This window comes from Haloprofundus halobius (assembly GCF_020097835.1).
Classification (GTDB): domain Archaea; phylum Halobacteriota; class Halobacteria; order Halobacteriales; family Haloferacaceae; genus Haloprofundus; species Haloprofundus halobius.
In genome coordinates this window covers 1,347,850-1,370,739 of sequence record NZ_CP083666.1, presented here as the reverse complement: position 1 = coordinate 1,370,739, position 22,890 = coordinate 1,347,850, and the positions used below count along the sequence as shown (strand labels likewise).

The following is a 22,890-nucleotide window of genomic DNA, read 5'->3' as shown; positions in this document are numbered from 1 at the left end:
ATGTCAAAGCATACCATTAGACGGGGAACCCGACCCGTCTCACGGTCTGTTCGCGCGGTCGTCCGAGGAACGGACGTTCCGCAGCCGTGTGGAGAACCGGACGAGTATAGCGAATCCGAGATGGGTGAGGCGGTATGAGTACCGAGCGGGGCGTCGTCGGGAAATTCGTCGACGAACTCGACCCGGTCGTCTTCGGCGTCGGGGTCGCCGTCTCGGTGATCGCAGTCGTGGCGTTCATCGTCAGACCGGACGCCGCGGCTACCGCGTTGGAGAACGTCAACGCCTTCCTCTGGGAGAAACTGGGCTGGTTCTACCTCCTCTCTATGTTCGCGCTCGTCGCGTTCGTCTTGTTTCTGACGTTCGGGCCGTGGGGGAACATCAAGCTCGGATCGGAGGACGACAAAGCAGAGTTCAGCTACCTCGCCTACTTCGCGATGCTCTACTCGGCGGGTATCGCGGCCGGAATCGTCTTCTGGGGACCGGCGGAGGCGATCTACCACTTCGACACCGTCCCGCCGCTTTTCGGTGGCGTCGAGGCGCAGAGTTCCGCCGCCGCCGTCGGTGCGCTCCAGTACACGTTCTTTCACTGGGGTATCTCGGCGTGGTCGGCCTACTGCATCATCGGAATCCCGATCGCCTACTACGCCTATCGACACGACGCGCCGATGCGCGTCTCGACGATCATTGCCCCGTTCATCGGGCTCGACAACCTCGACGGCGTGTGGGCGAAGCTCGTTGACGTCCTGGCGGTGTTCGCCACCATCGGCGGTATCGCCACCACGCTCGGTCTCGTCGGCGATCAGTTCCTCACCGGCATCGAATACACGACCGGCATGTCGGTCGGCGATCTCGGGACGGTCCTCGTGATCACGGGCCTCACGGTCGCGTTCACCCTGTCGGTCGCCCTCGGCGTCGACAGGGGAATCCGCCGCGTTTCGAACTTCAACATGGCGCTGTTCGGACTCCTGACGATCGCCACGTTCGTCCTCGGCCCGACGGTGTTCATCACGACCGCGGGTCTCGAAGCGGTCGGACGGTACGCCGACCAGTTCGTGCGGATGAGCTTCTACATGAACGCCGCGGGTGAGGTCTCGTGGGTCGGCGGCTGGACCGTCTTCTACTGGGCGTGGTGGTTCTCGTGGGCGCCGTTCGTCGGGTTGTTCATCGCCCGCATCTCGCGGGGTCGGACGGTCCGGCAGGTCACCGTCACGGGCGTACTGGCCTCGACCGGCGTCACCATCCCGTGGTTCGCGACCATGGGGGGGACGTCTATCTTCCTGCAGAGCACCGGTTCGGCGGAGGTCCTCGCGGCCGTCGGTGAGTACGGCGAGGCCGGAGCGGGCTACCCCCTCTTCGAGGCGCTTCCCGGCGGCGAGATCCTGACGCTGCTGTTCATGCTCTTGGTGACAACGTTCTTCGTCACCTCGGCCGACTCCTCGACGCTGGCGCTGGGGATGCTCACGACGGGTGGCGAGCAGCGCCCCTCGACGATCAACCGCGTCATCTGGGGCGGCTTCATGGGCGCGCTGGCCTCTCTGCTGATGGTTGTCGGTGGCGTCAGCGCGCTTCAGGCCGCCGCCATCGTCACCGGCGGCCCGTTCGCGGTTATCACGCTCGTCGCGGTGGTGTCGATGGTCTGGACGTTCGGCGACGTTCGTCCGGTCTTCCTCGAAACCACCGAGACGACCGGATCGCCGGATCGCTCGGTGAGCGGACTCGCCGAGGACGACGACTGATCTTCGACGCCCGCGTCTCCGTTCGGCCCTCCAAGCGGTCACTCGCAATCGAATAGCCGCCCACGGGGCTGACATCGCCGAAACCGATCGCGAGTCGACCGCGCGAGTAACGAGTTGCTTTCCGCCCCGTGCGACTCAGTCGTCGTACACGGGGAACGCTTCGCAGAGTCTGTCGACTTCGGCCGCCGCCCGCCTGCGGGCCTCGCCGTCTTCTGGGTCGTCGAGCACGTCGACGACGAGTTCCCCGACCGTGCGCATCTGTTCCTCGCCGAATCCGCGGGTGGTGAGCGCGGGCGTCCCGATGCGGATGCCGCTCGGGTTGAACGGCGAGCGTGTCTCGCCGGGGACGGTGTTCGCGTTGAGGACGATCCCGACGTCGTCGAGCGCCTCTTCGGCCTCGCTGCCGGTCAAGTCGGGGTGCGACTCGCGCAGGTCGACGAGCACGAGGTGTTTGTCCGTCCCGCCGGAGACCACGCCGAATCCGTGGTCGAGCAGTACGTCCGCGAGGGTTTTCGCGTTGGCGACGACCTGCTCGGCGTACTCGGCGAACGCCGGTTCGAGCGCTTCGCCGAATCCGACGGCCTTGCCCGCGATGTTGTGCACGAGCGGGCCGCCCTGCGCGCCGGGGAAGACCGCCTTGTCGACGGCCTCCGAGTGTTCTTCGCTCGTCATGACGATGCCGCCGCGGCCGGCGCGGATGGTCTTGTGCGTCGACCCGGTGACGAAGTCGGCGACGCCGACCGGATTCGCGTGGATGCCCGCCGCGACGAGGCCAGTTACGTGGGCGATGTCGGCGAGATGGAACGCGCCGACCTCGGCTGCGATCTCGCCGATGCGTGCGAAGTCGAACTCCCGGGGGTAGGCCGACGAGCCGCTGACGATCAGGTCGGGGTTGAACTGGCGTGCCCGCGCCGCCAGGTCGTCGTAGTCGACGTAGCCCGTCTCTGGATCGACCTCGTACTGTTCTATCTCGTATAGTTGGCCCGAGAAGTTGACGTCGTGGCCGTGGCTCAGGTGCCCTCCGTGGGTGAGATCCAGCGAGAGGATTTTGTCACCGGGGTCGAGGACGGCGAAGTAAACGCCCATGTTCGCTTGCGTTCCCGAGTGGGGTTGGACGTTGACGTGCTCGGCGCCCCACAGGTCCTTCGCGCGCTCGACGGCCAGGCGCTCGATCGCGTCGACGTGGTCGCAGCCACCGTAGTAGCGCCTGCCCGGGTAGCCCTCGGCGTACTTGTTGGTCAGCGCGCTCCCCTGCGCTTCCAGCACCGCTTCCGAAACGTGGTTCTCGCTCGCGATCATGCCGAGCGTCGACTCCTGTCGCTCGCGCTCGCGGTCTATCGCCCGTTGCACCTTCGAATCGGCTGCTCGGAGTGACTCAGCCATGGCCGAAGCGTCGATAGACCGTTGTATGTAACTGCATCACAGATAATCGTGATGTTTAACTCGGCGGTCGGACCGACGCCCTCCGACGCCGTCCATCGACGTCGGCCGGGGAGACGCCCGAATCCGGGGTGTGACGACCCGAATGATTATTCGGCACCTTCACGACCACCTACGTATGCTACGCTCATACGATGACGAACTGGCGTCGTTCGAGTGGGATATCCCCGCCGACTACAACCTCCCGGCGGTCGTCGAGTCGCACGCCGACTCGTTCGGTGACCGCGTCGCCCTCCGATTTCTGAGCGACGAGAGTCGAGCGGAGCGGACGTACGCCGACCTCCGCGGCGACATGAACCGCTTTGCGAACGCCCTCGAAGCACTCGACGTCGGCGAAGGCGACCGGGTGATGCACCTGCTGCCGCGGCATCCCGACGTGTTCGCCGTCCAGTTGGGCGCGCTCAAGCGTGGTGCGCTCCTGGTTCCCTGCTCGTCGATGCTCAAGCCGAAGGACCTCCAGTTCCGCGCGAACGACTGCGGGGCGACGACCGTCGTCGCCCACGTCGACCTCGCCGAGATGGTCGACCCCGTCGTCGACGACTCGCCGCTCGAAAACCTCGTCTGCGTCGACGGGGAGCGGGAGGGCTGGCACTCATACTCGGAACTCGTCTCCGACCAGTCGACCGACCACGACGGTCCCGAACTCGCCGCCGAGGACCCGATGTCCATCAACTACACCTCCGGGACGACGGGCCAGCCGAAACCCGTCCTCCACAGACACCGGTGGATGCGTTGCTTCGAACTCGTCAACGCCCCCTACTGGTGGGGCGTAACGGCAGATTCGGATATGAGCGACGAACTGCTGTGGGCGACGACGGGCACGGGATGGGCGAAGTGGTTCTGGAGTCCCGTCGGCGTCGGCGTGACGACGGGCGCGACCCAACTGCTGTACGACGGCGAGTTCGACCCCGACACGTTCCTCGAACTGATGGCCGACGAGGGCGTCACCCGCCTCTGTGCGGTCCCGACGCAGTACCGGATGTTCACCCAGACCGACCTCGACGAGTACGACGTCGAACTGAAGGCGGCGCTCTCGGCGGGCGAACCGCTGAACCGCGAACCCATCGAGATGGTAGAAGACGCCTTCGGTGTCACTCCGCGCGACGGCTACGGCCAGACCGAGACCGTCGCGCTCGTCACGAACTACCCGGGCATCGAGGTGAAACCCGGCGCGATGGGCAAGCCGACGCCCGGCCTCGGCACCACGATAATCGACGAGAACGAGGCGGAAGTCGACGACGGTGAAATCGGCGAGATTGCCGTTCCGGTCGACTGCCCGGGCATCTTCGACGGCTACTACGAGAAACCGCACCTCGACGAGAAGACCTTCGCGGGCGACTACTACCGCACCGGCGACTTGGCCTCCCGCGACGAGGACGGCTACTTCTTCTTCGAGGGCCGCGCCGACGACATCATCCTCTCGGCCGGCTACCGTATCGGTCCGTTCGAGGTGGAGGACGCGCTGGTGTCGCATCCCGCCGTCGCGGAGGCCGCCGCCGTCGCCAGCCCCCACGACGAACGCGGCAACGTCGTGAAGGCGTACGTCGTCCTCGCTGAGGGATACGAGGGCGACGACGAACTCGTCGACGAGATACAGGAGTTCATGAAGGAGGAGACGGCCCCGTACAAGTATCCGCGTCGCGTCGAGTTCGTCGACGAGTTGCCCAAAACGTCGAGCGGGAAGATTCGCCGTATCGAACTCAGAGAGCGCGAAGAGCAGTTGTTCGGGGAGTGACCGCGTTCGTCCGCTACTCTCCCCGTTCGTACTCAGCGGGCAGTTCTCGGCGTCGGCTGACCGCCGTCGTAGGACAGTCCGACGGCGAGGCCGCCGAACAGCAACAACGGGACGAGTATCGGAACGAGACTGAACGAACAGTACTGACGGCCGGATCCGAATCGGAGAACTCGCGGTGACTCGTCGAACGCGGGGACGGGGCGCGCCGCGACCTTCGCGAAGCGGCGCGACCGTCAGTAGTCGAGTTCGTGACAGCGTGCTAGACGCCGGTCGGCGTCGACTGCGTTTCGTCGAGCGATGTGCCGCAGACAGGCGCGGCAGATGGTAACACGGTACGAGGATACAAAACGGTACTCCTTCGACAGTCGCGACTGTCTGATAGCTGCCGAAGGAATCGATGGAGGCGTACTGACTCCCTACAGTCGTTCGAGGTTCACCGCACGCGGCCCCTTGTCCGCCGCCTCGATGTCGAACTCTACTTCCTGTCCCTCTTCGAGGTCCGGGCCGCCGACATCCTCCATGTGGAAGAACACGTCCTCGTCGGAGTCGTCAGTCTCGATAAAACCGTAGCCGCCAGTGTCGTTGAAGAACACAACCGTTCCAGTCGCCATCGTAGATAAACGGACGCGGACAGTCTCAATAAGGGTTGTGTGCTTCACTCGCCGGAGTCCGTCACGACGAGTGAGAGGAGTACCGAAACGCGAGTCGGGTGCGCGCCGAAACCGATGGGGCGAAGCCGGCCCCCGGCGTCAACTACCGCAGGAACCCGAGCAGACGGTACTCCTCGTCGGGGTCGTAACGGCGGAACAGGAGGCTGTTCGTCAGCACGGAGACGCTCGAGACGGCCATCGCCGCCGCCGCGAGGACGGGTTGCAGCAGGCCGAGCGACGCCAGCGGAATCATCGCCGTGTTGTAGCCCAGCGCCCAGAAGAGGTTCTGTTTTATCTTCGAGAGCGTCCCCTCGGAGACGCGCATCGCCCGGACCACGTCCACCGGGTCGTCGCGCATCAGCGTCACGTCGGCGGCTTCGATGGCCACGTCGGTGCCGCTACCGAGCGCGATGCCGACGAACGCCGCCGCGAGTGCGGGGGCGTCGTTGACGCCGTCGCCGACCATCATCGCACGCCGACCGTCGGCCTGTATCGACTCGACCTCGTCGGCCTTCTCGTCGGGCAGCACCTCCGCGCGGACGTTTCCGGCGTCGATACCGACACGCTCGGCGACGGCGCGGGCGGTCCGCTCGTTGTCGCCGGTGAGCATGAACACCGAGACGCCGCGCTCGCGGAGCGTCGAGACCGCTTCAGTTGCAGACTCCTTCACCTCGTCGGCGACGGCGAGTACGCCCAACAACCGACCATCGAGGGCGACGAGGATGGCCGTCTTCCCGTCGTTCTCCAGCGTTTCGAGCGTCTCCGTAGCCGGGGCGGTGTCGACGCCTTCCTCCCCCAGCAGGTCCGGTTTGCCGACGACGGCGGTGCCGCGGTCGACGCGGGCGCGGACGCCCCGCCCGGCGACGTTCTGGAACGCCTGCGGCCCGTCGACGTCGACGCCGCGCTCGGCCGCACCCTCGACGATGGCCTCGGCGATGGGGTGTTCGCTTCCCGCCTCGGCCGATGCGGCGACTTCGAGCAGCAGTCGCTCGTCGACCTCGGATTCGGCGGCGGCACTCGTGCCTGCACCGTCGGCGCGTACGTCATCGCCGCCGAGACTATCCGCATCGCCGCCCCCGTCGGCCGTCGGCGAGACGACGACGGCGTCGGTCAGATGCATCTCACCCTCCGTGAGCGTGCCCGTCTTGTCGAAGACGACGGTGTCGACGTCGCGGACGCGTTCGAGCACGTCGCCGCCTTTGAACAGGATGCCGTGCTTCGCGCCGATGGTCGTCCCCACCATCGTCGCCGCGGGCGTCGCGAGGCCGAGCGCGCAGGGACAGGCGATGAGCACCGCCGAGGCGAAGACGACCACGGCGAACTCGAAGGTGGAGAGCGCGGCCGGGCCGCCGCCGACGAGCCCCCACAACGGCAGCGACGCGACGAACCCCGACAGCGCCTCGGGGAACAGGTACCAGACGACCGACCAGAAGACGGCGTTGACGATGACCGCCGGAACGAAGTAGGCGCTGATGCGGTCGGCGAGGTTCTGAATCTCGGGTTGACGGCTCTGGGCGTCGCGTACCATCCGGACGATCTGCTGCAACGCCGTCTCGGAGCCGACTTGCGTCGCCCGGACGTACAGCAGGCCGTTCTCGTTTATCGTGGAGCCGACGACCTCGTCGCCCGGCGACTTCTCGACCGGCACCGATTCACCGGTGACGTTCGACTCGTCGACGGCGCTTTCGCCCTCGACGACGACGCCGTCGGTGGGTATCTTCTCGCCCGGTCGGACCTTCATCACGTCGCCCTCTTCGACTTCGTCGAGAGGGACCTCGCGCTCGTTCTCGAACTCGGCGTCGGCTCCGCCCTCTGCCTCCACCTCGTCGACGACGGTGGCGTCGTCGGCTTCGAGTTCGAGCAGTTGCCGAATCGCCTCGCCTGCTCGACCCTTCGAGCGGGCTTCGAGATAGTTGCCGAGCGTGATGAACACGAGGATGAGCGCCGCGCTCTCGAAGTAGAGTTGGCCCACGTCCAGCAAGCCGAGGAGGACGACGACGCTGTACAGGTAGGCCGTCGTCGACCCGAGCGCGATGAGCACGTCCATGTTCGCCGTGCGGTTCTTCACGAGCGCCTTGTAGGAGTTGACGTAGAACTCCTTGCCGAGGAAGTACTGGACGGGCGTCGCCAACACGAGCGCGATCCAGCCCATCTCGACGCCGAGAATCGACTCGGGCACCGGGAGGCCGACGAGATGACCCATCATCAACACCGAGAGGGGTATCGCCAGCGCCGCGCCGAACAGCGTCAGGTTGCGCTGGTGGCGAAGTTCGGCCTTCCGGGCGTTCTCCCGGCGGTCGCCCTCGCTCTCGCCTCCCTCGCCGTCGCCCGTCTCGTCGGTGTCCCCGCGTACCGGCGAGTAACCCGCGTCCTCGATAGCGTCGTAGATATCCGAGCGAGACACCGCTTCCGGGTTGTAGCGAACCGTCGCCTCGTCGGTGGCGTAGTTGGCGTCGACCGAGAGGACGCCCGGCAGGTCGCCGACGGCGTTCTCTACTGTTTGGACGCAGTTCGAGCACGTCATGTCGGTGATGCCGACGTTGACCTCCTCGGCGACCGGGTCGTAGCCCGACCGCTCGATGGCGTCGTACACCTCGGCGAGACTCACGCGGTCGGGGTCGTACTCGACGGTCCCCTCGTCGGTGGCGTAGTTGACGTTCACCTCCCCGACGCCGTCGAGTTCCTCGACGGCCGACGTGACGGTCGACGAGCAGTTCGAACAGCTCATCCCCCGCACTTCGATTCGGACGCGTTGCATTTCACTCATTGTCTGTGTATACGAACTACGTATTCATGCAACTTCTGCCTTCTATTCGAAGGTAAATTTCGAACTCAACTTCGGAACGAAAGCAAAATTAGGCACCACTTTGGAGTCGTTCGTACCGTGCCTCGAAGTTCGACAGACAGGAGTCGCAGCAGAAGTGGTACAGTTCGTCGTCGAAGCGGGCGGACTCGCCCTCGCTCGTGACGGTGTTGCCGCACTCGACGCAGGAGAGCGCCAGGTCGGCGTCGCCGAGTCCGGGCGTCCACTCGTCGTCGACGACGAGGTTCGCGTCGATGTCGCGGATATCGTCGAGGTCGACGACGCCGTCGAGAAGCGCCGTCACGTCGCCGTCGCGAATCGGCGCGCGGAAGACGACGCGGGCGTCGGCGGTTCGGAAGACGTGGTCGGTCCTGTCGAGCGCCGTCAGCGCCTCAGCGACCGACTCGGCGGCGGCGGGACGAACGCCGAGTTCGACGAGCATCGGCGTTCCTTCGCGCAGGAGCGAGCGGTCAACGTCGAGCGTGAACCGGCGGACGACGCCGATCTCTCGCAGTCGGTCCACCCGGTCGGAGACGGCGGGCGCGGAGAGGCCGACGTGATCGGCGATGTCGCTGTACGGTCGACGGGCGTCCTCCAACAGGAGACGTAGAATCTGCCGGTCGGTGTCGTCGAGGGTGCGCATGGATACGTGTTCGGTGTGGAGACAGAAGTGAATTCCGCCCGTGGTTTGGATTCGAAGCCAAACTGCGCAAGGTGCGCTATGTTCGAAAGGGAAAGGTGAAAGAGTCGACAGCGAGTACGGTGAGACATGACGACGATACTGACCGTCGAAGGGATGAGCTGTGACGGCTGCGAACGAACGGTCGTAGAGGCGCTCGAAGGCGTCGAGGGCGTCGAGAGCGCGAGCGCAGACCACGAGTCGAACACGGCGAGCGTCGACGGCGACGCCGACCCGCTGGACCTCGTCGTCGCCGTCAACGACGCCGGGTACGAGGCGCAGGCGTAATTCCAGCCGGGCTACTCGTCGCACGATTTCTCTACTCAAGCCGAGAGGTGCGCGCATCTCTCGTCTTAGTGCGACTAGTGGCCCCTGTGAGTATATATGGGAATGTCGCACTTAGAAACATAATGTGGTTGAATCGCCCGGTCTGCACCGAGTACCAAAGTAGACTGGTTTTGAAGTTGCGGACCGAAGGTACGTTCGCACCGCAGGCGACCGATTATCAGCCCGTCTATCGGTGCTACCGATGCTTCAACTCCTTCCAACTAGATGCTGACGAGTCGTAACGAAGTCGGAGCAGGCCCGGTCCCCGTCGCGTAGTTCCAATCGGTACTATCCGAACGAGGCACGTCAGTTTCGCAGCGAACCCGAACAGAACCCTGCACTACCGACTTCTGTCACTCCTCTCGCGGCTCCCGTCCGAGCGTGTGGAACTCCTCGTTCGGGCGCATGTCGGCGAACATCGCCATCCGATTCGAGAGGTTGAACATCGACGTGACCGCGCCGATGTCCCAGATGGCCTCCTCGGAGTAGCCCACGTCGCGGAGTTTCTCGAAGTCGCCCTCACCGACTTTCGCGGGCTCTTCGGTGAGCTTCACCGCCACGTCGAGCATCGCCATCCGCTCGTCACTCACGTCCGCCGTTCGATAGTTGGCGACGAGTTGATCCGCGAGCAAGGGGTCTCTGGCGTAGATACGGACCAGCGCGCCGTGGGCGACGTTGCAGTAGTAGCAGTGGTTGACGCCGGAGACGGCGACGATTATCATCTCTATCTCCTCGCGCTCCAGCGCCGTGTCGTCGACGAGCGCGTCGTGGTACTCGAAGAACGCCCGGAAGTGCGAGGGTTTGTACGCGAACGCGGAGAAGACGTTCGGGGTGAAGCCGGCGCGCTCGGTCTCCTCGGAGATTCGTCTCTGTAGGTCGTCGGGTAACTTCTCGAACTCAGGAACCGGAAATCGGCGCATCGCGTCGTCGTCCAGCGTCGGGGTCGATCCGTCGGTCATACCCGCGGATTCGGCGAGGCTCTACTTAATCGTGTGTTCGGAGTCGGGCTGGAGACGGACTCAAACGACGCCGAGCGCGGCGCTGACCCACGCCGCGGTGGCGAACACGCCGAGGACGAACAGGCCGTAGTTCCAAACTGCACTATCGGCTGTCGTCAACGAGAGCGAGTAGCCGCTCCCCGACAGCGGCCAGAGGAAGTTGACACCCATCGGCGTGAGCGCGTCGCCGACGAGGTGGCCGACGACGGTCAGAAAGCCGACAGCGAAGGCGAAGGTCGCGAGGCCGACGCTCGTCTCGCCGAGTGAAACGGTGAGCGTGCCGAGCGTGTCGATAGCGAGGGTGGCGACGCCCCAGAACAGGCCACCGACGAGTCCCGCGAACAACAGCGTGTGCGTCGGCCCGCGGTGTGAGACTGCTGGCAACTTGTGGTCCACGTCGGGGAGCATCGACAGCCACAGCATCGTCGCGCCGAGGACGAACGCGGGCGCGACAGCCCCCGTACTGACGAGCGTGTAGCCGATGGGCGCGAAGACGAGCAGCGAGACGCCGTAGTGGCCCGTACGGAACATATCGCGGCATTTCACCGTGGACGTAAAATCGGTCCGTTTTCGGTCGACGAAGCGGTTTCGGCGGTCCTGTCGGTTCAGCGGTTCCGGCGATTCGACGACTGACCGGAGAGTTAACCCGGCGGCCGACGTATCGCGAGTACCGTGGTTCCCGTCGTCGCGTCCATCGAGGTGCGAACGTCCGCCGAGTTCGCAGTCCAACTCGGTCCGGTAGAAGCGCTGATTTCGACGTTCGGCCCGTTCGTCATTCCGGTTCTGATCTTCGTCGTCGGTATCGTCGGCTACCTGATTCTTGTCGCACTCGGGCGGGCGGGAGTGGTGAACGAACGTTAAAAGGTTGATTTACCGAATACAGAGACGGATTTCTTTATCTCGAAGAGTCTTCAACTATCCCTAATTATAGTATTGTAGTCATAACTTTGGAATAGACTTCGTTTGTATGACTTGTATGGCACGCAACCATATTTCATCGACACGTAGGAGAACTCTCGTGGCCGGTGTGGGAGTCCTTGCTGCGCTCGCAGGATGTAGCGATACAGACGATACCGCTGCAGAGGAGTCGGTTGGCGGAGGCGAAGACGGAGCGGACGCTCAGTCGACGACGTCCGCAGAAACTGACGCCGGTACTGAATCTGATGCCGAGTCTACGTCGGAAGAGCGCAACCAACAACAGGAGGCTAACGTCGCTCTCGGCGAGACCGTCGAAGGAGAGAGCCTCTCGATGGTTGCCCGCGAAGTGACGAAGACCGAGAAGCTCGGCGAATTCACCGAAGCTGAGAACGGAAACACGTTTGCAGTCGTTCGGATGGCGGTGAAAAACACCGGCACGGAGTTCGTCAATTTCAACAGTATTCTCCAAGCACGCCTCAAAGACGACTCGAATCACGTCTACGACGCTTCCTTTGGGAGCACCGACCACCCCATAGAAAGCGGAATTCTAGCGGCAGGAGAGGTCGCACGAGGGGACGTGGTGTTCGAAGTTCCGAAGGATACTGGAGGGTTAACCATGCAGTTCGATTTCAGCGCATTCGACTTCTTCGAGTTCGAGCGGGTGACGGTCGATTTGGAGTCGAAAGCCGACTCGATTCAGGACCTCGAGCAATCGCTTCAGGTAGATGTCCAGTCTCCCGGTGACGCTGTCGACCACGAGGACGTTTCGGTAACCCTTCACGGAGTACGCACCGAGACCGAACTCGGTTCGTTCACGCAGGCGGAAGACGGAAACGAGTACGTCATCCCAGATATCGAGATTACGAACAACTCCGAAGAACCCCTCAGCGTCTCCACCGCCCTCCAGATGCGCATCAAAGATGGCTCGGGGCTCGCCTTTATGGCCGATATCGGTGGCTCGTCACAGCTGAGCCAAGGATACTCCGAAGGGTCGGAAATTGCACCCGGAGAATCTCGCCGAGGAGAACTTGCATACCAGCTCGAGCAGGGGACGAGTCCGCTCTACTGGGCGTTCAACTTCCTGAATCTCTCTGACGAGATGAAGGCGTTCTGGGAGCTTCGATAAACGGCTCGGTTCAGTTCCACGGCCCGTGGTCCGGGTCGATGACGCGCTTCTGTCGGTCGATGCCGTCTATTTTCGCCAGGTCGTCCTCGTCCAGTTCCAGTTTCTGCGCGGCGAAGTTCTCGGCGACGTGTTCGCCGGTCGACTTCGGAATGGGGACGATGACGTCTTGAGCCATCGACCACGCGAGAGACACCTGCGGGACGCTCGCGTCGTGCTTCTCGGCTACCTCGACGAGTTCGGGCTCGTCGAATATCTCGCCTCGGCCGAGCGGGGTGTACGCGACGAGCGAGTACCCGTGCTCGCGGGCGTCGGCGCGAAGTTCCGCCTGCGGAAGCAAGGGGTGACACTCGACCTGGTGGGCCACGATGGGCGAGTCGAGGACGTCGCGCGCCTCGTCCAGCAGTTCCGGCGTGAAGTTGCTGACGCCGACGTGGTCGATCAGACCCTCCTCGCGCAGTTCGTCGAAGACGGGGAGCGTCGCCTCCGCGTCGTAGGCGTGGGTCGGCCAGTGGACGTAGAGCACGTCGACGGAGTCGACGCCGAGTCGGTCGAGACTCTCCCGGGCCGTGCTGCGTACGTCGTTGGGCGCGAGATTTGTCGGGTGAATCTTCGTCGCCAGAACCACGTCCTCCCGTGCTACGTCGCTCTGTCGAATGCCGGCCCCGACAGCTTCCTCGTTGTCGTACATCTGCGCGGTGTCGACGTGTCGGTAGCCGATGTCGAGCGCCGCAGCGACGGTGTTCGCGCACCCCTCGGGGTCGTCGTTACCGGACGTGCCGAGTCCCATCGGCGGCAGGTCGAGCGTCATACTCGGGTCGAGGGGTTCGGTGCAAAAAGAGGTGCGGAAGGCGGCAGGCGGGGCGTTCGAGACGCATCGATTCGGGACGCGCGCCGCTCAGTCAGCTCTCGGCGTTTCGTCGCCGCGGACGAAGCGGTCGTAGGCGGAAGCGAACTCCTCGTCTGATTCGGCGGCCTCCTCCCACGTCTCCAGACCGCGCTCGGCGCGTGTCCCCTCGATGGTGTTGTCGAGAACGAACGCGACGAGGCCGCCGACGGCCATCCCGGTGCTGCCGACGACGTAGAGCACGTCGCCGACGAGTTTCGTCCCGAGAACGGGGCCGACGAGCGCGACGTTCTGCAGTCCCTGCCGGAACGCCGCCGCCCCGCTGAGGTCCGGGTTCGCGGCCGCGACGTTGCCCATGTACGCCGGAATCGCCAGTCCGGCGAAGAGCGCGAAGCCGACGATGAAGACGTTGCGCGAGGAGTCGAGGTCGACGTATTCGAGGTTCGAGAGGCCGACGGCGACTATTTGGCCGAACATCGCCAGAAAGAGGCCGCCGACGATGGGGTCCGGAATCGTCGCGACGAGTTGGCCGAAGTAGCCGACGAAGCCCACGACGAGCATCAGCGCCGCACCGACCTGGACGACGTAGCGGGAGGCGACGCCCGTGATGCCGATGGCGCCGATGTTCTCCGAGTAGGAGGTCGACCCGCCCGCGCCCATCACGCCCGCGAACACGTTCATGATACCCTCCATCCCGATACCGTGGTTGATGCGCTTCTCGCTCGGCGCGCCGAGACCCGAGAGACGGGCGACGGCGTGGTAGTCGCCGAAGCTCTCGACCATCGACGCGGCGACACCTGCGAGCATCCCGACGACGAACGAGAGCGTCAGCTGCGGAATGCCGAACGCGAGCGGCCATCCGACGACCGGAATCGTCACCGCCACCGTGTTCGCGCCGCCGGCCATCCCCCACTGGAAGGGGTGAATCGGCATGAAGGCGGGCGCGGCGAGAACGTCACCGAGCGGCACGTAGCCGGGCATTCCGGTCTGATAGACGCCGACGACGCTCAGGACGGCGGCGAGCGCGTACGCCGTGACGACGCCGAGGAGGACGGGAAAGAGCTTGAAGATGCGAGCGGAGGAATCGAGATACTGCGAGAAGAGGACGATGAGACCGAGCGTCAGTCCCAACAACCACCAGTCGTTCGTGACGGCGGTGATCTGCGGGGTGTCGAACAGCGAGAGGCCGATGAGTGCGATGGTGGGTGCGATGACCACCGGCGAGACAAATCTTCGAAGACGGCCGAACAAGCCGAGATAGCCGACGACGATCTCGGCCAGCGAGGCGGCGATGATGGCGCCCTGCAACTGCAGCAGCGCGTACTGCCAGTCCGCGCCGGGCGGGTTCCCCGTCTGTGCGACGGCGATGACCGCTAGCGCGGGCGCGAGCATCGAGAAGGGTGCACCCTGGACGATAGGGTAGCGGTTACCGAACGTCGTCTGCGCCAGCGTGGCGACGCCGGAGACGACGAAGAACGTTCCGACGAAGCGCGGAACGAGTGAATCCGGAATCCCGAGTGCGGCCGCGAGGATGAGCGGCACGGCGATGTTCGCGCCGACCATCGTCAAGTAGTGCTGCAAGCCGAGCAGCAGCGACTCGCCCAGCGGCGGCTTGTCTTCGATACCGTACTCTACGAACTCCGATTCCGTCCGTTTGCCCGTCATGGTGCCCCGACCATTGGCGCAAACAAACCGTCGTACGGTACTTATGCGGTCCGCTTTCGTCGCGCCCGTGACGACGGAAACGTGGCGGCTACCCGTCGGTTCTGAACGTCTCGACGGAGTTCCGGTCGGGAAGCGCCGTCATCGCCCCCGGTTCCGTCGTCGTCACCGCGGCGACGGCGTTGGCGAACGCGAGCGCTTCGGCGAGCGACTCACCTTCGGAGAGTGCTGCGATGACGCCCGCGGTGAACGCGTCTCCCGCGCCGGTCGTGTCGACCGGTTCGACGCGGTAGCCGCCGTGAGTCGCCTCCAGTTCCTCGCCGTCGCTCCACGGCGCCTCTGGCGTCGCGTAGGCGTACGCCCCGGCGTCACCCAGCGTGATGACCGCCGTGTGCGGCCCGAACGTGCAGATTTCGCGGGCTAACTCGGCCGCGTCACCCGTGAGTCCGGCCTCCCTCAGGTCCTCAGGCGTGGCTTTCACCACGTCGGCGAGCGCGAACCCCTCCCGGACCGACTCGCGGTAGGAGAACTCCGTCCAGCGTTCGAGACGGGCGTTCGGGTCGAACGAGACGGTCACGTCGGTTTCGCTGGCGCGTTCGAGGAGATCCAAGACGGCCGTCCGAGAGGGGTCGGTGTCGAGCGACAGCACGTCGGCGTGGAGCCACCCGAACGCCGCGAGGGCGTCGTCGTCGACAGTTCCCGGTTCGAGTCGGGCGTCGGCGGCCGCGTCGCGGTAGAAACTGAACTCCCGGTCGGCGTCCTCGCCGAGGCTGACGAACGCGAGCGTCGTCTTCCCGTTCGGGTCGCGTTCGACGTACTCGCCGGAGATCCCCTGCTCGTCGAGGAACGCGGCGAGGTAGTCGCCGAACGGGTCGGTGCCGAGGCGCGTCCAGAAGGAGACGGGCGCGTCGAGGTTCGAGAGCGCGACGGCGACGTTCGCGGGTGCGCCGCCGGGTCGTCGGGAGAACGACTCGACCGACGCGAGGTCGCCCGCCGAATCGGGGATGAAGTCGATGAGCGTCTCGCCGGTGACGAGAATCCGTGTCATACGCCACGCTATGCGAGCGGCTACCATCAATCCGGGCGATTTCGTCGGGATTCAGCTATAACCTGGCTGCGTCGCCGACAGGGCGGTACTCAGCGCTCGGTGAGGAGGTCGTCGAGATGTTCCTTGCTCGCCTCGATGTAGTCGAAACCGAACGTGAACACTTCGAGCGAGAGCGTCCCTCGCCAGTCGTCGGGAAACGCCCCCAGGATGCGCTCGAAGTCGAGGTTGCCCGCGCCGAACGGCAGATGTTCGTCCGAGGCGTGGCGGGTATCGTTGAGGTGGACGTGGCTGATTCGGTCGGCGTGTTCTTCGGTGAACGCTGCGATGCCGCCGGAGTCGCGGCCGTCCATCCGCGCGTGCCCGGTGTCGAGCGTCATCGAGGCCTCCGTCTCGGCGAGCAGTTGGGGAAACTCGTGGGTTCGGAAGATGCTTCGCGGGATGTTCTCGGCGCAGACCTCGAACCCGCGTTCGTCAGCGTGCGCGACGAGTTCGCGTATCGAGTCGAGCGCGTTGTTCCGTAGCGTCGAGGCGTCCCAGGCGGGAGACCACGCGTCGGTCGTCGGGTGGAGGACGCCTTTCTCCGCACCGAGGGCGGCGGCTGTGTCGATGGCGGCTTTCTGCTCGGCAACCGCGCCCGCCCGAACGTGCTCGAACGGCGACCCCACGTCGATACCGCCGAACGGCAGGTGGACCATCAGATCGAGTTCGTGGTCGGCGAGCGCCTCCCGAATCTCGTCGGACTGGTCGTCGAGTCGGCGGCGCTCGGTGTCGCCGTCCATCATCACCTCCAGGTAGTCGAACTCGTACTCGGCGGCTGCCCCGATTGCCGCGTCAAGGTCCATGTTCATCTGGGTGACGTACCCGGTCCGGGCGTCCATAGCGTACCCTCTGCACGCGAGCGAGTTAGGTGATTCCCCGAACCCGAAGCTTTTCGCCCGCTTCGCCCCTTCTTCGAACGATGACGCGCGACCCCCTCGACGGGTTCGACCCCGACCTCGTGTCGAGCGTCGCCGCCGACTCCGAGACGACCCCGGATGTACTGTCGGAGCTGCTCGTCCGCCACCAGCAGTCGGTCCGCGACCTCCCCGGCGTCGACGACATCGTCTACGAGTGGCGCAAAGCGTTAGCGGAGAATCCGGTCGTCGAGCGGAGAGACGACCGATTCCTGCTCTCGGTGCCGTCGCACGTCTGGCCGGAGTTCGCGTCGGCGCTGTCGCTCTCCGACGACGAGTTGGCGGCGTTGCGCGCGGTCCACGCCCAACAGATGCGCGCCGACGTGAGCGAAGATGCAGATATGGATGCGCTCGGAGACGACGGCACCGAAGACGACGACCCGATGATACTCGTCCGCCCCTGACGACTGCGAAGTTCTCTCACACCATCGAACGATTCAGTACCACGCGCCGAGAGCGTCAGCTATGCCCGGACCGGTCTTTCTGCGAGGTGAACGCGTCGAACTCCGGACCGTCGAGAAACGGGACCTCGAATTCGTCCAGCGACTCGTCAACGACCCTGAGGTGTGGTCGACGCTCGGAGCCTCGCGACCGAAAAATCGCCAACAGGAATTGGAGTGGCTCGAATCCGTCGGCGACGACGGCGACGACCAGTTTCTCGTCTGCGACGACGGCGACCCCGTCGGACTCGTCGGGATGCACCCGAACGAGACGTGGGGGAAAGCGGAGCTCGGCTACATGATTTCGCCGGAGGCATGGGGCAACGGCTACTGTACCGACGCCGTCCGAACCGTCTCGCGGTACGCGTTCGAGGAACGCCGCATGCACAAGGTCGTCGCTGAGGCCTACGACCACAACGTCGGCTCACAGCGCGTGTTAGAGAAGGCGGGGTTCACACTCGAAGGAACCCACCGCGAAGAGGCGTACGTCGGCGGCGAGTATCGGGATTTGCTGCACTACGGACTGCTCGAAGACGAGTTCGAGTCGTGAGGGCGGCGGGCGTTAGAACGCCGGCCCGACGCCCCGGGTCGGCCGCTGCGGTTAGTTTCCGGATTGAGACGCGCTGCCGACGGTTTCTTCGCTCTCCTCGTTTTCATCGTCTCCCTCGCTCTCCTCGTGTTCCTCGCTCTCCGGCGTCGCCCCGCGGAGGCAAAGCGTGGCAACGGTTCCACGCGGATCGTTTTCGGCGAATCTGAGTTCGCCGTCGACCTCGGTGGCGATCCAACTCGCGAGCCAGAGACCGACGCCGCTGCCGTGTTCGAGCGGCGTCTCGACGCCCGATTCGAGCACGCTCCGCTCTTCGTCCGGGATGCCGGGACCGTCGTCGGCGACGGAGATCTCGACGACCGTCCCGCCGTCGTCGACGACGGTGTCGACGCTGACGTCGACGGTGGGTGACTGCCGGTCGCTGTGTTCGACTGCGTTCTCGAGGAGGTTTCCGACGGCGACGCGGATCCGGTCGTCGCCGCGGATCCAGCGCTCGCCGGGGGCGCTGGCGGAGAACGTCGAATCGGGGTGGGTTCGGCGCGCGGCGGCGAGCTCCTCGTCGACCAGTCTCGCGACGTCGACTGCGCCGAACTCCTCGCGCGCGCGGTTGAGCGTCCGGTCGACGAACCGCGTTCGGTCGGCGAGGTCAGCGAGCGACGCGGCGCGGTCGTGAATCTTCTGTGCGTACTTGCGCACCTCCGGGGTACTCGGGTCCTCGTGGAGCAGGTCCGCGTACCCGAGCACGACGTTCATATCGTTGCGCAGGTCGTGTCGGAGAACGCGATTCAGCACGCGGAGTCGTTGCTCGTACTGGTGACGGTCGGTCACGTCACGCGCGCTAATCACGATTCCCTCCACCGCCGGGTCGTCGAGCAGGCTGACGCCGACGGCCTCGAACGTCCGCCAGGAGCCGTCGGCGTGGCGGTACCGGTACTCCGCGCGTTCGGGCGTGCCGGAGACCATCGCACTCTGCAGAATCGACATTGCCTGCTCGCGGTCGTCGGGATGGATATAGTCGAACGGACTCTCACCGACGTGTTCGTCGGGATCGTAGCCCATCACCGTCTCCATCGAGGGACTGACGTACTCGAACTCCGCCGCCGCGTCGAGTACGACGACGATGTCGTGGGAGTTCTCGATGAGCGCGCGGAACTGCCGCTCGGCGTGACGGCGTTCGGTGATGTCCCGGAGGACCACGATGGTGCTTCCGTTCGGGCCGTCGGCCGCCGTCGTGTCGAGGATTCGGCGGTCGGTCCCCTCGTCGACGACGAGTTCGACGTGGTCCTCGTCGCCGTCGAGGAGCGCGCACACCGCCGGCGCTCGCGGGAGTGCGTCCGAGACCGACACGCCGACGGGAGCGTGCTCGAATCCGAGGGCGCTGCAGGCCGTGCGGTTCATCTCGACGACGCGGCTCTCGGGGCCGAGGATGACGATGCCGTCGTCGAGTCGTTCGAACAGGTGCGTGTGTGCGTCGGGGACCGCGTCCAGGAGGCGGTACCGCAGCAGCGCGAGGAGGATGAGGCCGTTGTTGAGCCAGAACGTCATCGGCGTGAAGTCGAGCGGGGAACCGGAGCCGAGAACCGCCGGAAGCGCGCTCGCGAGCGGGATGAGGCCCGCTAGCACGAGCACGACGATCTGCTTGCGGTACTTGCCCTCCGACCGGACGAAGAGTCGGGCGAGCAACGCGAGCGCCGCTGCGTTCAGTACGAACGAGTAGAGTACGTGCACGGCGTACAGCGGACCGGGGACCAGCGTGAGCGTGGTGTACCCGACGGCCGATTCGACGACGGTGTCGCCGACGAGGCCGTGTCCGGTCGCCGTGAAGCCGACGACGACGAGCGGTTCGACCGCGAGCGCAGCGGAGAGTTCGCGCGTTAGGAGCCGGTCGTACCCCGCGTAGGCGAGAACGAAAACGAACCAGAGCGTCGAGACGAGCGCCGCACAGACGAGGACGAGGCGGAACCACGGCAGCATCCCGGCCCGCGTCGGCGTCGATAGCAGCGCCGCGTACGAGACGGCCCAGACGGCCCCCGTCGCCGACAGCGCCGCGAACGGGTACCGAATCAACGGCGAGAAGTCGTCCGCTCCGCTGAGGACCACGGCGGCGACGAGCGAACACACGGCTCCTGAGAGCAGCAGGAGCGCGATGGGGGCGGTGAGAGTGACCATCTACGTTCTATCCGAAGGGCGGAATTTCGGGTTCAGCTACCCGACGGAGAACTATAATATAAAAGATGCTGATACGACGACGGAAAACGCGCGGTGTCGCCCCACTCAGAGGCCGAGCTGCCGACCGAGCACGAGATGCTGAATCTCGCTGGTCCCCTCGCCGATCTCCATCAGTTTCGCGTCGCGGTAGAAGCGCTGCGGGGCGAAGTCCTCGGTGTAGCCGTAGCCGCCGAGCACCTGCACGGCGTCCTCGGCGACTTCTCGCGCGGCCTCGCTGGCGTCGAGTTTCGCCAGCGCCGACTCCGTCGTCACCGACTCGCCCGCATCGTAGCGGACGGCCGCCTTGTGCGTCAGGAGGCGCGCGCGCTCGGTCTTGCGGTACATGTCGACGACCTTGTCGCGGATGGCGTCGAACTTCGCGATGGGTTGGCCGAACTGCTCGCGCTCGCCCGAGTACTGTTTCGCCGCCTCGTACGCGCCCTGCGCGAGCCCCGTCGAGAGCGCGGCGATGGAGATGCGGCCGCCGTCGAGCGTCTTCATGGTCTGCGTCCAGCCCTCGCCTTCCTCGCCGAGCAGGCGGTCTTCGGGGATGCGCACGTCGTCCAGCGAGATCTCGCAGGTCGGCGAGCAGTTCAGCCCCATCTTGTCCCAGACGGTCGTCACCTCGAAACCGTCGTCGGCCTCGGGGTCGACGATGAACGTCGAGATGCCGTCGTAGCCCTCGCCGGGGTCGGTGACGGCTTTCACGAGCACGCTGCCGGCGACGGAGGCGTTCGTGATGAACTGCTTCGTCCCGTTGAGGACGTACTCGTCGCCCTCCTTTACGGCCATCGTGTCCATGTCGCTGGCGTCGCTGCCGCTGCCGGGTTCGGTGAGCGCCCACGCGGCCATCGCCTTGCCTGACGCCAGCGGCGTCAGCCACCGCTCTTTCTGCTCTTCGGTGCCGAACATCTCGATGGGTTTCGACCCGAGCGAGACGTGCGCGGCGTAGGAGAGGCCGATGCCGCCGGAGACGCGGCCGAGTTCCTCGGTGACGAGCGCGTACATCAACTGGTCGCCGCCGAGGCCGCCGTACTCCTCGGAGATGGGGACGCCCATCATGTCGAGTGCGCCGAGTTCCTCGAACACCTCCGCGGGGAAGCGGTGTTCGTTCTCGACCTCCTGGGCGATGGGGGCGATCTCCTCCTCGCAGAACTCCCGGACGCTGTCGCGAATCATCCGGTGCTCCGCAGAGAGTTCGAAGTCCATACCCAGGGTGCGAGGAGACGAGTGATAAAGTCAGCGAACGACCGTGAAAGATTCGAGGGTGCCGTCGTGACTGTCACGATTGCTGTCGTGTCAGCGGATCTGCGGGGGGCCACTTATTGCGGTTGCCCCCGTCTCACAGGCCGATGGAACTCCGCCGTCTGGTCCGCGGCCGAATCGACTGGGACCGCCTCGAAGGAGTCGTCTACGCGCTCGCGGAGCGACTCGACCGAGAGGAGGTCCACGTCCGGTTTCTCGACGCGGACAACTGGCTGTCGACGCCGTTCGTCCTCGACGACGAGTGGTTCGTCAAGATAATCAGTCGACAGAACTCGCTGGTCCACGCCATCTTCACGACGGGCCGAAATCTCGGGGCGTTCTCCAGCGGCACCGAGGGCTTCTTCGAGCACTTCGGCACCCCCTACCAGATGGCCGAACACGAACTGGAGGCGACGAAGCGGATGCGCGAGATCGGCATCAACGCACCCGAACCCGTGGAGGCGCTCGAAATCGACGGCTTCGGCGTCGTCGTCCTCGAGTACCTCCCCGAGTTCCGCCCGCTCGACGAACTAGACCGCGAGCGGGAGACCGAACTCGCGCCGGATCTGTTCGCGGCGCTGAAGACGCTGCACGACAACGGTCTCGCTCACGGCGATTTACGGGGGGAAAACGTGCTCATCCTCGACGGCGAACTCTACTTCATCGACGCGACGAGCGTCCGCGAGGACGGCCGCGACGACGCCCGATCGTACGACATCGCCTGCGGATTGGCGGCGCTGGAACCGCTCATCGGCGCACAGGAGACCGTCGACGCCGCGCTCTCGGCGTACTCGACGGAGGACGTGCTCGCGGCGCTGGAGTTTCTGGACTTCGTCAACATCCGTCCGGACCACGACTTCGACGCCGCGGCGGTCAAAGGCGAGATCGAAAAACGCGCGTCGTAATCGCTTACGACCGGCGCTACCGGCGACGTTCCGTGCTGGCGACGACGTATCCTCGATTACTCTTCGTCGATTTCGATTTTGACGGGATCTCGGTCGAAGTCGTCGGCGGCGGATGCTGCGACCGATTCGAGGTGGTCTTCGACCAACTCGACGTTCTTCACGTTCGCCTTCCACACCGCGTCGAACAGCGTCCCGACGACCGGAACCGCGCCGACGACGGTATCGATGGCGACGTTGGCGATCATCCGGATGAGTTTGTTCAACGGAACCCCGAGGTTCGCCGCCTCCGCGACGATGTACATCGATATCGCCGCCGAGACGAGGTCACCGGCGACCGGGAGCGCGCCCAGAATCGGGTCCGCTCCGATTCGGTAACCGATACCCGGAATCCTCACGGACTCGTCGAGGAACGTGGCCACGGCACGAATCCGTTTCAGCGCGGGTTCGTCGAGCGTGTCGGGCGCGTCTTCGAGGGAGTGTTCGTCCATGTCTCGATAGTGGACGCCCAGACGTATGACGGCTCTGCCTGTTCTGTTCACAGATTCGTCCGCCGACTTGAGAGCTCGACGCGTGGCTCGGCGACGACTCGCGTGACCGGGTGTCTTTTAAGTGATCCCGTCGCAAAT

21 protein-coding genes are annotated in these 22,890 nt (G+C 65.1%); 8 read left to right on the top strand and 13 right to left on the bottom strand.

Annotation, left to right across the window (positions count from 1 at the left end):
• Positions 1–134 precede the first annotated feature (134 nt).
• Positions 135–1,736 (top strand): BCCT family transporter, encoded by a 1,602-nt coding sequence (locus tag LAQ74_RS07160; protein WP_224336503.1) that lies wholly within the window; start codon positions 135–137, stop codon positions 1,734–1,736.
• A gap of 135 nt (positions 1,737–1,871) precedes the next feature.
• Here LAQ74_RS07160 and LAQ74_RS07155 read toward each other — a convergent pair whose 3' ends face one another.
• The gene (locus LAQ74_RS07155; RefSeq protein ID WP_224336502.1) at positions 1,872–3,119 is read right to left on the bottom strand and encodes a serine hydroxymethyltransferase; all 1,248 of its coding nucleotides are present in this window, start codon (positions 3,117–3,119) and stop codon (positions 1,872–1,874) included.
• A 175-nt stretch (positions 3,120–3,294) separates the two neighbouring features.
• Between LAQ74_RS07155 and LAQ74_RS07150 the strand changes: the two genes are divergently transcribed.
• A complete protein-coding gene (locus LAQ74_RS07150) occupies positions 3,295–4,911 on the top strand; it encodes an acetate--CoA ligase (RefSeq protein WP_224336501.1) in 1,617 nt (538 codons plus the stop codon).
• Between the two features lie 416 nt (positions 4,912–5,327).
• On the opposite strand, the gene LAQ74_RS07145 is transcribed toward LAQ74_RS07150, so the two are convergent.
• The 3 genes from LAQ74_RS07145 to LAQ74_RS07135 form a co-directional block, all read right to left on the bottom strand.
• On the bottom strand, positions 5,328–5,522 hold the full coding sequence (locus LAQ74_RS07145) for a cold-shock protein (RefSeq protein ID WP_224336499.1): 195 nt from the start codon (positions 5,520–5,522) through the stop codon (positions 5,328–5,330).
• Positions 5,523–5,664: 142 nt separating this feature from the next.
• Positions 5,665–8,328 (bottom strand): heavy metal translocating P-type ATPase, encoded by a 2,664-nt coding sequence (locus tag LAQ74_RS07140; protein ID WP_224336497.1) that lies wholly within the window; start codon positions 8,326–8,328, stop codon positions 5,665–5,667.
• An 88-nt stretch (positions 8,329–8,416) separates the two neighbouring features.
• Positions 8,417–9,007: an AsnC family transcriptional regulator gene (locus tag LAQ74_RS07135; protein ID WP_224336495.1), complete on the bottom strand. Its 591-nt coding sequence runs from the start codon at positions 9,005–9,007 to the stop codon at positions 8,417–8,419.
• A 126-nt stretch (positions 9,008–9,133) separates the two neighbouring features.
• Between LAQ74_RS07135 and LAQ74_RS07130 the strand changes: the two genes are divergently transcribed.
• Complete coding sequence (locus LAQ74_RS07130; protein WP_224336494.1) at positions 9,134–9,331, top strand: heavy-metal-associated domain-containing protein; 198 nt, start codon at positions 9,134–9,136, stop codon at positions 9,329–9,331.
• A 392-nt stretch (positions 9,332–9,723) separates the two neighbouring features.
• Here LAQ74_RS07130 and LAQ74_RS07125 read toward each other — a convergent pair whose 3' ends face one another.
• Both LAQ74_RS07125 and LAQ74_RS07120 read right to left on the bottom strand, forming a co-directional pair.
• On the bottom strand, positions 9,724–10,305 hold the full coding sequence (locus LAQ74_RS07125; RefSeq protein WP_224337183.1) for a peroxidase-related enzyme: 582 nt from the start codon (positions 10,303–10,305) through the stop codon (positions 9,724–9,726).
• Positions 10,306–10,389: 84 nt separating this feature from the next.
• Complete coding sequence (locus LAQ74_RS07120) at positions 10,390–10,899, bottom strand: metal-dependent hydrolase (RefSeq protein WP_224336492.1); 510 nt, start codon at positions 10,897–10,899, stop codon at positions 10,390–10,392.
• Between the two features lie 141 nt (positions 10,900–11,040).
• Between LAQ74_RS07120 and LAQ74_RS07115 the strand changes: the two genes are divergently transcribed.
• Together LAQ74_RS07115 and LAQ74_RS07110 are read left to right on the top strand one after the other, a co-directional pair.
• Positions 11,041–11,229, top strand: coding sequence for a hypothetical protein (locus tag LAQ74_RS07115; protein ID WP_224337395.1), 189 nt, complete (start codon positions 11,041–11,043; stop codon positions 11,227–11,229).
• Positions 11,230–11,344: 115 nt separating this feature from the next.
• Positions 11,345–12,412 (top strand): DUF4352 domain-containing protein, encoded by a 1,068-nt coding sequence (locus LAQ74_RS07110; protein ID WP_224336490.1) that lies wholly within the window; start codon positions 11,345–11,347, stop codon positions 12,410–12,412.
• A gap of 10 nt (positions 12,413–12,422) precedes the next feature.
• On the opposite strand, the gene LAQ74_RS07105 is transcribed toward LAQ74_RS07110, so the two are convergent.
• From LAQ74_RS07105 to LAQ74_RS07090, 4 genes are all read right to left on the bottom strand, one after another.
• Positions 12,423–13,208 carry an aldo/keto reductase gene (locus LAQ74_RS07105; RefSeq protein ID WP_224337181.1) on the bottom strand — a complete coding sequence of 262 codons (786 nt, stop codon included), beginning with the start codon at positions 13,206–13,208 and terminating at the stop codon, positions 12,423–12,425.
• Between the two features lie 99 nt (positions 13,209–13,307).
• A complete protein-coding gene (locus LAQ74_RS07100; RefSeq protein ID WP_224336488.1) occupies positions 13,308–14,921 on the bottom strand; it encodes a uracil-xanthine permease family protein in 1,614 nt (537 codons plus the stop codon).
• 88 nt (positions 14,922–15,009) lie between these two features.
• Positions 15,010–15,966, bottom strand: a complete 957-nt coding sequence (locus LAQ74_RS07095; RefSeq protein ID WP_224336486.1) for a carbohydrate kinase family protein — start codon at positions 15,964–15,966, stop codon at positions 15,010–15,012.
• A gap of 89 nt (positions 15,967–16,055) precedes the next feature.
• Positions 16,056–16,844 (bottom strand): sugar phosphate isomerase/epimerase family protein, encoded by a 789-nt coding sequence (locus LAQ74_RS07090; protein ID WP_224336484.1) that lies wholly within the window; start codon positions 16,842–16,844, stop codon positions 16,056–16,058.
• Positions 16,845–16,924: 80 nt separating this feature from the next.
• Between LAQ74_RS07090 and LAQ74_RS07085 the strand changes: the two genes are divergently transcribed.
• Entirely contained in the window at positions 16,925–17,323 is a 399-nt protein-coding gene (locus tag LAQ74_RS07085; protein WP_224336482.1) for a DUF8048 family protein, read from the top strand.
• Between the two features lie 61 nt (positions 17,324–17,384).
• Complete coding sequence (locus tag LAQ74_RS07080) at positions 17,385–17,909, top strand: GNAT family N-acetyltransferase (RefSeq protein WP_224336480.1); 525 nt, start codon at positions 17,385–17,387, stop codon at positions 17,907–17,909.
• A gap of 51 nt (positions 17,910–17,960) precedes the next feature.
• On the opposite strand, the gene LAQ74_RS07075 is transcribed toward LAQ74_RS07080, so the two are convergent.
• Both LAQ74_RS07075 and LAQ74_RS07070 read right to left on the bottom strand, forming a co-directional pair.
• On the bottom strand, positions 17,961–20,075 hold the full coding sequence (locus tag LAQ74_RS07075) for a histidine kinase N-terminal 7TM domain-containing protein (RefSeq protein ID WP_224336478.1): 2,115 nt from the start codon (positions 20,073–20,075) through the stop codon (positions 17,961–17,963).
• Positions 20,076–20,180: 105 nt separating this feature from the next.
• Positions 20,181–21,323, bottom strand: a complete 1,143-nt coding sequence (locus tag LAQ74_RS07070; protein WP_224336476.1) for an acyl-CoA dehydrogenase family protein — start codon at positions 21,321–21,323, stop codon at positions 20,181–20,183.
• Positions 21,324–21,466: 143 nt separating this feature from the next.
• Here LAQ74_RS07070 and LAQ74_RS07065 point away from each other — a divergent pair, with 143 nt between their 5' ends.
• Positions 21,467–22,264 (top strand): RIO1 family regulatory kinase/ATPase domain-containing protein, encoded by a 798-nt coding sequence (locus tag LAQ74_RS07065; RefSeq protein WP_224336474.1) that lies wholly within the window; start codon positions 21,467–21,469, stop codon positions 22,262–22,264.
• Positions 22,265–22,320: 56 nt separating this feature from the next.
• On the opposite strand, the gene LAQ74_RS07060 is transcribed toward LAQ74_RS07065, so the two are convergent.
• Positions 22,321–22,752, bottom strand: coding sequence for a DUF4112 domain-containing protein (locus tag LAQ74_RS07060; RefSeq protein ID WP_224336472.1), 432 nt, complete (start codon positions 22,750–22,752; stop codon positions 22,321–22,323).
• Positions 22,753–22,890: the final 138 nt, after the last annotated feature.